The organism is Corynebacterium sp. HMSC072G08 (assembly GCF_001809185.1).
GTDB classification, from domain to species: Bacteria; Actinomycetota; Actinomycetes; order Mycobacteriales; family Mycobacteriaceae; genus Corynebacterium; species Corynebacterium phoceense.
In genome coordinates, this window is sequence record NZ_KV796411.1 from 1 (window position 1) to 204 (window position 204).

General features: G+C 57.4%; 1 pseudogene. It reads left to right on the plus strand.

The window, feature by feature from the left end:
* Window positions 1–54 precede the first annotated feature (54 nt).
* A pseudogene (locus HMPREF2559_RS12335) lies at window positions 55–204 on the plus strand (IS6 family transposase); the annotation flags it as partial.

The window sequence follows — 204 nt, forward strand, 5'->3', positions numbered from 1 at the left end:
GGTGCTGTTGCAAAGTTGGGGCAGTAGGAAGAGCGACGTGAAATAGTCACAGCCATGGGTATCTTCTCCGGTCGTCATTTCCCCCGTGACATCATTCTATGGGCAGTGCGGTGGTACTGCCGCTACGGGGTGAGCTACCGCGATCTGGAGGAAATGATGACTTCAGCGGGGCGTGCCGGTCGATCACACCACGATCTACCGCTG